Source organism: Streptomyces sp. x-80 (genome assembly GCF_046549095.1).
GTDB lineage: Bacteria > Actinomycetota > Actinomycetes > Streptomycetales > Streptomycetaceae > Streptomyces > Streptomyces celluloflavus.
The window spans coordinates 208,533-221,174 of record NZ_JAJPWM010000010.1; the positions used below are offsets into that span (position 1 = coordinate 208,533).

Here is a 12,642-nt window from a genome sequence, read left to right on the forward strand (position 1 = left end):
ATCTGAGAGATCTGAGAGAGATACGTGAGTGACGTGCGGGAGAACCTGACGTACGAGCGCTTCGGCGGTGCGATCCGCGAGCTGGCGCAGACGATCGCGGACGACGGCTACGAGCCCGATGTCGTGCTGTCGATCGCCCGCGGTGGCGTCTTCGTCGCGGGTGGCCTGGCGTACGCGCTGGACTGCAAGAACATCCACCTGGTGAATGTGGAGTTCTACACCGGGGTCGGGACGACGTTGGAGATGCCGGTCATGCTGGCGCCGGTGCCGAACGCGATCGACTTCTCGCAGAAGAAGGTACTGATCGCGGACGACGTCGCCGACACCGGCAAGACCCTGAAGCTGGTGCACGACTTCTGCCAGGGAACCGTGGCGGAGGTGCGCAGCGCGGTGATCTACGAGAAGTCGCATTCGCTGGTGAAGTGCGAGTACGTGTGGCAGCGCACGGACGAGTGGATCAACTTCCCGTGGAGCGTCGAGCCGCCGGTCGTGCGGCGGGAGAACCAGGTCCTCGACGCCTGACGTGCGGGCGGCGCCGGCCCTCGACGCCTGAGGCGCGGTGGGCGGGCCGGGCTCCCGGCAGGTGGAGTGCGGTGGCGCGGGTGATCTCCCGTGCCGCGTACGGGAGTTGGCGGGCGATCCGCGCAGGGGCGGGGCGGGCGGCCGTCCGTCGCGGTGTGCTTTCGGCCATTTCCGTTCCGGGTGTTCCGCCGGTGACTACCTCCGAGTAGAAACCGGCGGTAACAGCAGACCGGAGGGGAGGCCCCATGGTGCGTCCGAGACGTGGGCGACGGCTGATGACCGTCGTCGCGACGCTGGCCGCGGCACTGACCGTATCGGCGTCGATGGGCGGGGTGAGCACCGCCGCCGAGGCCACGGCGACCGCGGCGGTCGCGGCGCCCGGCTCCGCGGCGGCCGTGAAACCGCTGCCGCCCGAGCTGGAGAAGATCCGGGCGCAGCAGGCGGCGAAGCTCTACGGCGACCCGGCCGAGCGGCCGCTCGGCGAGCGCAAGACCTCGTTGATCTCGCTGGGTGACAGCGAGATCTCCGGTGAGGGTGTCGGGACGTACGAGCCTGGTACGGACGGGCCGGCCAACTGGTGCCACCGGTCGCCGGACTCGGCGATCCACCGGACCGGGATCGCGGCGGATGTGACGTACAACGTCGCCTGTTCCGGCGCGTACACCGGCAACATCCGGATCGGCGGCAGCAAGCAGTACGCCGATGAGCTGGTGCAGAGCGACAGCCTGGCGATCGCGGCCCGCAACACCCGGCTGAAGATGGTCCTGCTGGTGGCGGGCGCCAATGACGATCTCCAGTTCGGGCCCGTGATGACGGACTGCGTCACGCGGTGGTTCCTGTTGCAGGGCACCTGCGAGCCGAAGTACACACCGGGGTGGCAGGCGCGGGTCGACGGGCTGGTGCCGAAGGTCGAGGGGACAGTCGGCGATCTGCGGACCGTGATGCGGGACGCGGGGTACGCGGACGGCGACTACAAGCTCGTGGTGATGTCGTATCCCAGTCCGATCGGGCCGGATGTGACGGACAACCCGAACTTTCCCGGCAAGATCCCGGGCGGCTGCACGGGCTACACCTCCGACTCGGCCTGGGGGCGCAACACCGCCGTGCCCGCCTTCGAGAAGGGCGTGCGGAAGGCCGCGGCGGACTCCGGGGCCACCTACCTCGATGCCTCGCGGCTCTTCCACGGGCACGAGGTGTGCATGGAGGACACCTGGGCCCGCGGGCTGTACGTGAACATCTCCAACCCCTTCCCGCCGGATGCGAACTCGGTGCGGCAGTCCTTCCACCCGAACGCGCGCGGTCACGGCGCCTTCGCCTCCTGCCTGACGCAGCTGTACGCGGCGGGGCTGCGCGAGGCGTCCTGCGCCGATTCGGCGAGCACCGGGCAGCCGAAGCTGTACCCCGTGGCCTGGGACGACGCGTACCGGCCGATCAAGAACGCCGCCACCGGCAGCTGCGTGGACGCGAACGGCGCGGCCAGCGGGAACGGTACGGCCGTCGGCGGCTGGGACTGCAACGGGCAGCGCAATCAGGGCTGGTGGTACGACCAGGATCACCGGTCGCTGCATGTGGAGCTGACCCAGGACCGGTGCCTGGACGTGCCGGGCGCGCGGTATGAGCGGGGCGCCGGGCTGATTCTCTGGAACTGCTCGGGCGCGGCCAACCAGCAGTTCGTACGGGCGGACGGCGGTACGGTCCGGCCGGCGGCCGCGCAGTCGCTCTGCCTGACGCTGGGCGCGGCGAAGGACCCGCTGCGGCTCCAGCCGTGCGACGGGTCGGCGGGCCAGCGGTTCGCCTAGCGGAGCGCGCGGACGGTCGGCGGCCCGCCCGGCGGCGAACGGGAAGAGCGCGGTCCGGAGGGTATGGCGAAGGGCCCCGTTCCGAGTCCTCGGAACGGGGCCCTTTGTCGTGGGGCCGGGGCGGGGGTGGGGAGGGCGGCGCGGTGGGCGGGGCCTACAGCGTGCCGAGCTTCACCAGGGCGAGCAGGGCGACCAGCTGGATCGCGGAGGCGCCCAGGGCCTTGGGCCACGGCAGGTCGTGCGACTTGCCGACCATGGAGGTCAGGAGATAGCCGCCCGCGAGCCAGGTCAGCCAGCCCAGCATCTGCACCAGGGTGCTGTCGCCGCCGAGGAACATCGCGAAGAGCAGCCGGGGCGCGTCCGAGATCGACATGATCAGCATGGACAGGCCGATGGTCGGGGCCCAGGCACCGTCGCCGCCGAGCTGGCGGGCCATGGTGTGGGTGACCGCGCCCAGGATCAGGCCGCCGATGACGAACATCACGCCGGTGATCAGCACCCACGGGATGCTGTTGGAGAGGGTGGCGTGCAGCACGTCCTCGCGGGCCCGGTCGAAGCCGAAGACCGCGAGCAGGCCGTAGAGCAGGGTGACGGTCAGCGCCGGGCCCCACATCTTGTGGTCCCGCATCTGCCAGAACGTGGGATCGGGGCGCAGCACGATGCCGGACAGCAGTTGCTTCCAGTGCAGCCGGGGCCCGGCCGGCGGCGCTGTGGTCTGACCGGCGCGGTACACGCCGCCGTCGGCGTACTGGCTGTCGGGGCCGTTCCCCCCGGGGCCGGCGTACTGATCGGCGTACGGGGCCTCGCCGACGCTGAACTGCTGGGTGTGACCCGGGGCGCCGCTGTCGGCGTACGGCGCGTAGGACTGCGGCTGGGGCGGGTAACCGCCGTCGCCGAAGTACTCGGGCTCGCCCTGCTGCCCGTAGGCCCGGCCCGGGGGCGGTCCCTGCGGTTGGCCGCCGTACTGCTGCGGTGGTTGCGGCGGCGGCTGCTGCTGCCACTGTCCGTGCGGAGGCGGGGGCTGCTGTCCGTACGGCTCTTGCTGTCCGTACGGCGCCTGCTGCCCCTGCTGCTGTCCGTCCTGCGCGGAGCGGGCATCCCGTCCGCGACCCATCCTGAATCCAGCCACGTCATCGAAACTACCTGGTCTGCGCAACCTGGGTGCGGGAGCTGGGACATCGGGCGGGGGTTTGCCGCCGACCTGTGACATCCCCTAGGGGAATCCGGGAGGGGGGACGGGTCCGGGGGAGGAGGACCTGCGGGAGGAGGGGTACGGGAGTGCTACGGGAGGGGCGTGCTCTGCGGGAGCGGGCGGGGTGGCGGCGGCCGCTCCGGGGCGGGCGGGGCGGGTTGTGGGGTTGGGCTGTGCGGGTGAGGTGGGGGGCGGCCGGTGCTGGGGGGAGAGCGGGAGGCGGGGCCGGGGCGGGGGTGGGGCGGCCGGGCGGTGGCGGTGGGGCGTGGCCGGGTGTGGTGATGGTCGGGGCACGGTGTGGCGCCGGGCAACCGATATCGACGTGCTGAACGCTCATGCCGAGGCGGGTGGGGCGCCAACTCATGGGTGCGGCATGCGAGTTGGAGTGGGATGGTGCTGGTGGGCGGGAGCGCGGGCCGACCATCCGCCGATCAGCGGACGGCCGGCCTGCGCTCCCGCCCAGGACCCCCCTCCCGGCATTCCCCCGAAGGCGGACGAGGGAATGCCGGGGTGTTCCGGAATGCGTTCAGTCGGTGCCGGTGTGCCGTACGTTCAGCCGCATGCCGGGGAAGATGAGGTTCGGATCCGCGCCGATTGTCCGGCGGTTCTGGCGGTAGAATTCCTGCCAGTCCATTCCGTGCGCGTACGCGATACCGCTCACCGTGTCGCCCGCATTGACGACGACGGATTCGGCGGTTTTCCGGTGGCGCCCCGCCTCGTCCCGGCTTTTCCGGGACGGCGAGTGCCGGAGCGGCCCGGGGGCGGTCTCGGCGGCTTCTCGGGACGGTGCGGTGGTGTGCGGCGTGGCGCCGTGCGGAGTGGCCGAGCCGAGCCCCAGCGAGGCCGAGCAGGCGGGCCAGGCGCGCCACCCCTGCCGGGCCAGTACCCGTTCCGCCACCTGGATCTGCTGCTGCCTGGTCGCCCGCGCCGCGCGTGACGCGTACGTGCTGCCGCCGTTGGAGCGCCAGGTGGGATGGGCGATCTGTAACCCTCCGGAGAATCCGTTCCCCGTATCGGTATGCCAGTTTCCGCCGCTCTCGCACCCGGCCAGGAGGTCCCATGTCCTGCCGCTCCGGGCCTCGGCGGGCCCTTCGGCCGCCAGGTTCAGTGCGCCGGCCGCCAGCAGGACGGCTGCCGCCGTGACGCTCCGGACCCCGCGGTTTCGGAATTCACTCCGGACGGTCGATTCCGATGCTTGAGGAAATTCCATTCGCTTGCTCCCGTCGCTCGCCGCGCAGTTTCCTGGCGGCTATTCAGGAAACGTGACGCCGCCGCGGTGCACCGTTTTTCGCTGTCCGTGCGGTGAGTTATGCGGGACGCCATGAATTCGACGGTCCAGAGACAACCACGCCCGGAGTTCGCCTCGGCAGAGCGCGCGGTAGCGCCGTCGCCGTTCGGCCTGCCCTCTTGACGCCGGTGACGGGGCGATGCCTCCGCGTCGCGCACCCGCCTGACCGTAGGGGCGCACCCGTACGGGCGGAGGCGTAAGGGCCCCGGGCGTATCGATCATCCGGGCGAACCGGGCCGGCCGCCGAGCGCATTCGCCGGACTCGGGGCACGCGCGCGGCGGGGGTCCCCACACACCGCGCACGGTCCCCTCCGGGCGGCGCAGTGCCGCACACCGTTCGGGCTGCCGGTGCGGCTGGGGCACCCGGTACGGGGGTGACGTCGGCCGGCGACGGGGTACCGCGCCTCGGTCCCGTCCCGTGGCCGCCACCCGGATCCTCAGGTCGCGCCGGCCCGCGCCGCCCGCTCGTACAGGTCGTGGGCCCGGTGGTCGAAGAGCACCGCCACCGATTCGCGGTCGGTGTCGCCGCCGCTCAGTATGCCGATCAGGCGCCCGGGGCGGTCCGGGCCGCCGTGGTCGGCGAGCCAGGGGCTGCCGCTGGTGCCGCTCCAGAGACCGGCGCAGTCCATCCGCACCATGTACGGCTCGTCGGTGTCGCGGCGGGTGCGGGTGGTGCAGGAGACGGGGCGGTTACCGGGGTTGTGGTCCTCGTTGGGGTAGCCGATGACGGTGACGCGGCGGCGCGGGCCGGAGGACCAGTCGGGGACGGCGGCGCCGACGACCTCCTGGAGGGTGCGGCCGCGGGCGTCCCGAGCGACGGTCAGGAAGGCGTAGTCGCCCTGGTCCTCGTTCTCGTCTTTCCACAGGGTGTTGACGTGGATGCCGGTGACCCGCCACTTCCCGTACGGGTAACGGCCGGGGGCGGCGCCGGAGTACTGCGGGGCGAACTCCAGGTCGCCGTCGAAGTACCCGGCCTCGTAACCGTCCTGCTCGTCCTCCTCCTGGAAGAAGACGCAGTGGGCGGCGGTGGCGATCACATTGCCCTGCGGGCTGTCCACCACGCTCGCCGTGCACCAGTGGTCGCCTTCGCTGGTCAGGACGCCGACGGAGGGGACGGCGGCGACGGGCGTGGCCGACGGGCGGGGGCTGGGGCGGGTGTCGGACGGCGGGGGTGCCGGGGTGCCCGCACAGGCGGTGAGCAGGACGGCGAGGAGTGCGAGCGGGATACCGAAGGGGCGGGTGAGAAGGGCGCCGAGCGGCCTGTCCGTACGCATACCCGTGCCGTGCCCCACCCTGCTGCCGCTGCTACCGCTGTTACTGCTTGTCACTGCCGTTGCTCTGCTGCCGTATCAGTTGTGGTGCCCGGTTGTTGTGCCCGTTGCCGGGTTCGTTGCCGGGTTCGTTGCCGGTTCGCTGTCATGTCCGGTGTCATGTCCGCCGTCGGGTTCGCCGTCATGCGTACCGCCATGTTCGCCGATGTGCCCGCGCCGTACGCACCGACGGCCGGTCCCGCGTGCTGCGGGACCGGCCGTCGGCAAGGGGTGCTGCCGCTGTTTCGCCTACTTCACCGGCTCCGGTGTGTCCGCCGGTTCCGGGTCGTCCGCCGGGTCGGCGGGGGTCTTGACGGAGTCCAGCAGCAGCTGGGCCACGTCCACGACCTGGATGGACTCCTTGGCCTCGCCGTCGTTCTTCTTGGCGTTCACCGAGTCGGTGAGCATGACGAGGCAGAACGGGCAGGCGGTGGAGACGATGTCGGGGTTGAGGGAGAGGGCCTCGTCGACGCGCTCGTTGTTGACGCGCTTGCCGATCCGCTCCTCCATCCACATCCGCGCGCCGCCGGCGCCGCAGCAGAAGCCGCGCTCCTTGTGGCGGTGCATCTCCTCGTTGCGCAGGCCCGGCACCTTGGCGATGATCTCGCGCGGCGGTGTGTAGACCTTGTTGTGGCGGCCCAGGTAGCAGGGGTCGTGGTACGTGATCAGACCCTCGACCGGGGTGACGGGGACGAGCTTGCCCTCGTCGATGAGGTGCTGGAGCAGCTGGGTGTGGTGGATGACCTCGAACTCGCCGCCCAGCTGGGGGTACTCGTTCGCGAGGGTGTTGAAGCAGTGCGGGCAGGTCGCGACGATCTTCTTCTTGGCCTGGGGGACCGTCACGCCCTCGTCGGCGTCCTCGCCGAACGCCGCGTTCAGCATCTCGACGTTCTGCTGGCCGAGCTGCTGGAAGAGGAACTCGTTGCCCAGGCGGCGGGCGGAGTCGCCGGTGCACGCCTCGTCGCCGCCCATGATGGCGAACTGCACGCCCGCGATGTTCAGCAGCTCCGCGAACGCCTTGGTGGTCTTCTTGGCCCGGTCCTCCAGGGCGCCGGCGCAGCCGACCCAGTAGAGGTAATCGACCTCGGTGAGGTCCTCGATGTCCTTGCCGACGACCGGGACCTCGAAGTCGACCTCCTTGGTCCACGCCAGTCGCTGCTTCTTCGCCAGGCCCCAGGGGTTGCCCTTCTTCTCCAGGTTCTTGAGCATCGTCCCGGCCTCGGAGGGGAACGACGACTCGATCATGACCTGGTAGCGGCGCATGTCGACGATGTGGTCGATGTGCTCGATGTCGACCGGGCACTGCTCGACGCAGGCGCCGCAGGTGGTGCAGGACCACAGGACGTCCGGGTCGATCACGCCGTTCTCTTCGAGGGTGCCGATCAGCGGGCGCTCGGCCTCGGCCAGTGCGGCGGCCGGTACGTCGGCGAGCTGCTCGGCGCTCGCCTTCTCGTTGCCCTCCGCGTCCTTGCCGCCGCCCGCCAGGAGGTACGGCGCCTTGGCGTGCGCATGGTCGCGCAGCGACATGATGAGCAGCTTCGGCGACAGCGGCTTACCGGTGTTCCAGGCGGGGCACTGCGACTGGCAGCGGCCGCATTCGGTGCAGGTGGAGAAGTCGAGCAGGCCCTTCCAGGAGAAGTGCTCGATCTGTGAGACACCGAACTGGTCGTCCTCGCCCGGGTCCTCGAAGTCGATCGGCTTGCCCTCGCTGGTCATCGGCTGGAGCGCGCCGAGCGCCACATCGCCGGACGCCTCGCGCTTGAACCAGATGTTGGGGAAGGCCAGGAAGCGGTGCCAGGCCACGCCCATGTCGGTCTTGAGGGCGACCGTGATCATCCAGATGAAGGATGTCCCGATCTTGATCATCGCGACGAGGTAGGTGAGGTTCTGGATCGTGCCGAGGCTGAGTCCCTTGAACGCCAGGATCAGCGGGTAGGAGGCGAAGAACCCGGCCTCGTAACCCTCGACGCCGTGCTGGACGCCTTCCAGGGCGCGCAGCGTCATGATCGACAGGCCGACGATGAGGATGACGGCCTCGACGAAGTACGCCTGGCCGAAGTTGGAGCCGGTGAAGCGGGATTTGCGGCCCGCCTTGCCGGGCTTGCTCAGCTGCCGGATGACGATCAGGACGAGGATGCCGGCCGTCGTCATCAGGCCGAGGAACTCGGTGAAGATCTCGTACGGCAGCCAGTCGCCGATCACCGGGATCAGCCAGTCGGCCCGGAAGAGCTGGCCGATGGCGTTGACGATCGTCAGCAGCAGGGAGAAGAAGCCCACCGCCACGAACCAGTGCGCGACGCCGACGACGCCCCAGCGGTTCATCCGGGTGTGGCCGAGGAACTCCTTGACCACCGTGACCGTGCGTTGCTTGGGGTCGTCGGTCCGGGTGCCGGCGGGTACGGGCTGGCCGAGCCGTACGAAGCGGTAGATCTGCAAGATGGCGCGGCAGAACAGTGCGACGCCGACCGCGATGAGGACCAGCGACACGATGATCGCGGCGAGTTGCATGGGGGCTCCTCGTGCCTGCGAGAGCGGAATTACTAAGCGGTAACTTTTCAGGTCTGCGCTGAGATTACCCAGTATCCCGGGCCCCATGAAGCCGCCCGGCCGGTGATCTGCGTCGCGCAGGCAACCCTGAGGAGCGCCCCTGGCGTCTTCGGTGACACAGCGGTGACGATAAGCGCGATATAAAAGTTGAGCGGGCTCCGCTCAGGTCTGTTGACAGGTTTCCTCTCCGTGTCGCATGCTTGAGCCTGTTCCACTCAAGTCAGCTGGAGGAATCGAAATGGCACGTGCGGTCGGCATCGACCTGGGCACGACGAACTCCGTCGTCAGTGTTCTCGAAGGCGGTGAGCCCACCGTCATCACCAACGCCGAGGGCGCCAGGACCACGCCGTCCGTCGTCGCCTTCGCCAAGAACGGCGAGGTGCTCGTCGGCGAGGTCGCGAAGCGCCAGGCGGTCACCAACGTCGACAGGACCATCCGGTCGGTCAAGCGCCACATGGGCACCGACTGGAAGATCGAGATCGACGGCAAGGGCTTCAACCCGCAGCAGATGAGCGCCTTCATCCTGCAGAAGCTGAAGCGTGACGCCGAGGCGTACCTGGGCGAGAAGGTCGTGGACGCGGTCATCACCGTCCCGGCGTACTTCAACGACTCCGAGCGTCAGGCCACCAAGGAGGCCGGCGAGATCGCGGGACTGAACGTCCTGCGTATCGTCAACGAGCCCACCGCGGCCGCGCTCGCCTACGGCCTGGAGAAGGACGACCAGACCATCCTGGTCTTCGACCTCGGTGGCGGCACCTTCGACGTCTCGCTGCTGGAGATCGGCGACGGCGTCGTCGAGGTGAAGGCCACCAACGGTGACAACCACCTCGGTGGTGACGACTGGGACCAGCGCGTCGTCGACTACCTGGTCAAGCAGTTCCAGAACGGCCACGGCGTCGACCTCGCCAAGGACAAGATGGCGCTCCAGCGCCTGCGCGAGGCCGCCGAGAAGGCGAAGATCGAGCTGTCGTCCTCCACCGAGACGACGATCAACCTGCCTTACATCACCGCCTCCGCCGAGGGCCCGCTGCACCTGGACGAGAAGCTCACCCGGGCGCAGTTCCAGCAGCTCACCGCGGACCTCCTGGAGCGCTGCAAGACCCCGTTCCACAACGTCATCAAGGACGCGGGTATCAACCTGTCCGAGATCGACCACGTGGTCCTGGTCGGCGGTTCGACCCGTATGCCGGCCGTCGCCGAGCTCGTCAAGGAGATGACCGGCGGCAAGGAAGCCAACAAGGGCGTCAACCCGGACGAGGTCGTCGCCATCGGCGCCACCCTCCAGGCCGGTGTCCTCAAGGGCGAGGTCAAGGACGTCCTGCTGCTGGACGTCACCCCGCTGTCGCTTGGTATCGAGACCAAGGGCGGCATCATGACCAAGCTGATCGAGCGGAACACGACGATCCCGACCAAGCGGTCCGAGATCTTCACCACCGCCGAGGACAACCAGCCCTCCGTGCAGATCCAGGTCTACCAGGGCGAGCGCGAGATCGCGGCGTACAACAAGAAGCTCGGGATGTTCGAGCTGACCGGTCTGCCGCCGGCCCCGCGCGGTGTCCCGCAGATCGAGGTCTCCTTCGACATCGACGCCAACGGCATCATGCACGTGACCGCGAAGGACCTGGGCACGGGCAAGGAGCAGAAGATGACCGTCACCGGCGGCTCCTCGCTGCCGAAGGACGAGGTCGACCGGATGCGCGAGGAAGCCGAGCGCTACGCGGACGAGGACCACAAGCGCCGCGAGGCCGCCGAGTCCCGTAACCAGGGTGAGCAGCTCGTCTACCAGACCGAGAAGTTCCTCAAGGACAACGAGGACAAGGTCCCCGCCGAGGTCAAGACCGAGGTCGAGACCGCCGTCGCCGAGCTGAAGGAGAAGCTCAAGGGCGAGGACTCGGCCGAGATCCGCACCGCCACGGAGAAGGTCGCGGCCGTCTCCCAGAAGCTGGGCCAGGCCATGTACGCCGACGCCCAGGCCGCCGGTGGCGGTGCCGCGGGTGCCGCCGGTGCCGCGGGTGGCCAGCAGGCCAAGGCCGAGGACGATGTCGTGGACGCCGAGATCGTCGACGACGAGAAGCCGAAGAAGGACGGTGCCGCGTGACGGAGGAGACCCCGGGCTTCGAGAAGAAGCCCGACGTCCCCTCCGACACCGAGTCCGCAGGTAACTCTGACGGCACGGCGCGTGCCGAGTCCGCCGACAAGGCGGGCTCGGCCCCGGCCGGGGACGACAAGCAAGCTCAGGACATCGCTCTCACGGCGCAGCTGGACCAGGCGCGTACGGCGCTCACCGAGCGTACGGCGGACCTCCAGCGGCTCCAGGCGGAGTACCAGAACTACCGCCGTCGGGTGGAGCGGGACCGGGTCGCGGTCAAGGAGATCGCCGCGGCGAACCTCCTGGCCGAGCTCCTGCCCGTCCTCGACGACATCGGCCGCGCCGGCGAGCACGGCGAACTGGTCGGCGGCTTCAAGTCGGTGGCCGACTCGCTGGAGACCGCGGTCGCCAAGCTGGGGCTTCAGCAGTTCGGCAAGGAGGGCGAGCCCTTCGACCCGACGATCCACGAGGCCCTGATGCACTCGTACGCACCGGATGTCACCGAGACGACGTGCGTCGCGATCCTGCAACCCGGGTACCGCATCGGTGAACGGACGATCCGCCCCGCGCGGGTCGCCGTCGCCGAGCCGCAGCCGGGCGCGCAGGCCACCAAGTCCCCCGCCGAAGAGGACGCGAAGGCTTCGGACGAGGAGAGCGGTGGCCCGGAAGAGGGCTGACGTGAGGACACCAGAGAACACCGTGCGAGAGGAGGGACGTCGAGGATGAGCACCAAGGACTTCGTGGAGAAGGACTATTACAAGGTCCTCGGCGTCCCGAAGGATGCCACCGAGGCGGAGATCAAGAAGGCGTACCGCAAGCTCGCCCGCGAGTTCCACCCGGACGCCAACAAGGGTGACGACAAGGCCGAGGAGCGCTTCAAGGAGATCTCCGAGGCGAACGACATCCTGGGTGACGCCAAGCGCCGCAAGGAGTACGACGACGCGCGCGCGCTGTTCGGCAACGGCGGCTACCGTCCCGGTCCCGGCGGGGGCGGCAGCTTCAACTTCGACCTGGGCGACCTCTTCGGGGGTTCGCAGGGTCAGAGCGGCGGTGCCGGCGGCTTCGGCGGCGGGCTCGGGGACGTGTTCGGCGGTCTGTTCAACCGCGGCGGCGCGGGCACCCGTACGCAGCCGCGCCGTGGTCAGGACGTCGAGTCCGAGGTGACGCTCAGCTTCACCGAGGCGGTCGACGGGGCCACGGTTCCGCTGCGGATGTCCAGCCAGGCGCCGTGCAAGGCGTGTTCGGGCACCGGCGACAAGAACGGTACGCCGCGGGTCTGCCCGACCTGCGTCGGCACCGGACAGGTCAGCCGGGGCGCGGGCGGCGGCTTCTCGCTCACCGACCCGTGCGCCGACTGCAAGGGCCGGGGCCTGATCGCCCAGGACCCCTGCGAGGTCTGCAAGGGCAGCGGGCGCGCGACGAGTTCGCGCACCATGCAGGTCCGTATCCCCGCGGGTGTCTCCGACGGGCAGCGCATCCGGCTGCGCGGTAAGGGCACCCCCGGTGAGCAGGGCGGTCCGGCGGGCGATCTCTATGTCGTGGTGCATGTCGACGCCCACCCGGTCTTCGGCCGCAAGGGCGACAACCTCACCGTCACGGTGCCGGTCACCTTCCCGGAGGCGGCGCTCGGCGGCGAGGTCAAGGTGCCGACGCTGGGCGGCCCGCCGGTGACGCTGAAGCTGCCGGCCGGGACGCCCAACGGCCGCACCATGCGGGCCCGGGGCAAGGGCGCGACCCGCAAGGACGGCACCCGGGGTGACCTGCTGGTCACCATCGAGGTGACCGTCCCCAAGGAGCTCGGCGACAAGGCGAAGGAGTCGCTGGAGTCCTACCGGGAGGCGACCGCGGGAGCGGACCCGCGGGAGGAGCTTTTCAAGGCCGCGAAGGGAGCTTGA

9 protein-coding genes are annotated in these 12,642 nt (G+C 69.9%); 5 read left to right on the top strand and 4 right to left on the bottom strand.

Features of this window, described 5'->3' with window-relative positions:
• Positions 1–24: 24 nt before the first annotated feature.
• Together ACLJWH_RS21915 and ACLJWH_RS21920 are read left to right on the top strand one after the other, a co-directional pair.
• A complete protein-coding gene (locus tag ACLJWH_RS21915; RefSeq protein ID WP_411143435.1) occupies positions 25–522 on the top strand; it encodes a phosphoribosyltransferase in 498 nt (165 codons plus the stop codon).
• 245 nt (positions 523–767) lie between these two features.
• Entirely contained in the window at positions 768–2,321 is a 1,554-nt protein-coding gene (locus ACLJWH_RS21920) for a ricin-type beta-trefoil lectin domain protein (RefSeq protein ID WP_411143436.1), read from the top strand.
• Positions 2,322–2,475: 154 nt separating this feature from the next.
• On the opposite strand, the gene ACLJWH_RS21925 is transcribed toward ACLJWH_RS21920, so the two are convergent.
• The 4 genes from ACLJWH_RS21925 to ACLJWH_RS21940 all read right to left on the bottom strand — a co-directional run bounded on the left by ACLJWH_RS21925 (position 2,476) and on the right by ACLJWH_RS21940 (position 8,619).
• Positions 2,476–3,435, bottom strand: a complete 960-nt coding sequence (locus ACLJWH_RS21925; RefSeq protein WP_411143437.1) for a Yip1 family protein — start codon at positions 3,433–3,435, stop codon at positions 2,476–2,478.
• A 604-nt stretch (positions 3,436–4,039) separates the two neighbouring features.
• Positions 4,040–4,723 carry a transglycosylase family protein gene (locus ACLJWH_RS21930; protein ID WP_411143438.1) on the bottom strand — a complete coding sequence of 228 codons (684 nt, stop codon included), beginning with the start codon at positions 4,721–4,723 and terminating at the stop codon, positions 4,040–4,042.
• A gap of 515 nt (positions 4,724–5,238) precedes the next feature.
• Entirely contained in the window at positions 5,239–6,075 is an 837-nt protein-coding gene (locus ACLJWH_RS21935) for a trypsin-like serine peptidase (protein WP_411143439.1), read from the bottom strand.
• A gap of 285 nt (positions 6,076–6,360) precedes the next feature.
• On the bottom strand, positions 6,361–8,619 hold the full coding sequence (locus tag ACLJWH_RS21940) for a (Fe-S)-binding protein (protein WP_411143440.1): 2,259 nt from the start codon (positions 8,617–8,619) through the stop codon (positions 6,361–6,363).
• 277 nt (positions 8,620–8,896) lie between these two features.
• Between ACLJWH_RS21940 and dnaK the strand changes: the two genes are divergently transcribed.
• Genes dnaK through dnaJ form a run of 3 tightly spaced genes read left to right on the top strand, consistent with a single transcriptional unit; the run spans position 8,897 to position 12,642 of the window.
• Positions 8,897–10,756: a molecular chaperone DnaK gene (gene dnaK, locus ACLJWH_RS21945; protein ID WP_411143441.1), complete on the top strand. Its 1,860-nt coding sequence runs from the start codon at positions 8,897–8,899 to the stop codon at positions 10,754–10,756.
• A complete protein-coding gene (gene grpE / locus ACLJWH_RS21950; protein WP_411143442.1) occupies positions 10,753–11,424 on the top strand; it encodes a nucleotide exchange factor GrpE in 672 nt (223 codons plus the stop codon). Before dnaK ends, grpE begins: the two co-directional genes overlap by 4 nt.
• Before the next feature lie 45 nt (positions 11,425–11,469).
• A complete protein-coding gene (dnaJ, locus tag ACLJWH_RS21955) occupies positions 11,470–12,642 on the top strand; it encodes a molecular chaperone DnaJ (RefSeq protein ID WP_411143443.1) in 1,173 nt (390 codons plus the stop codon).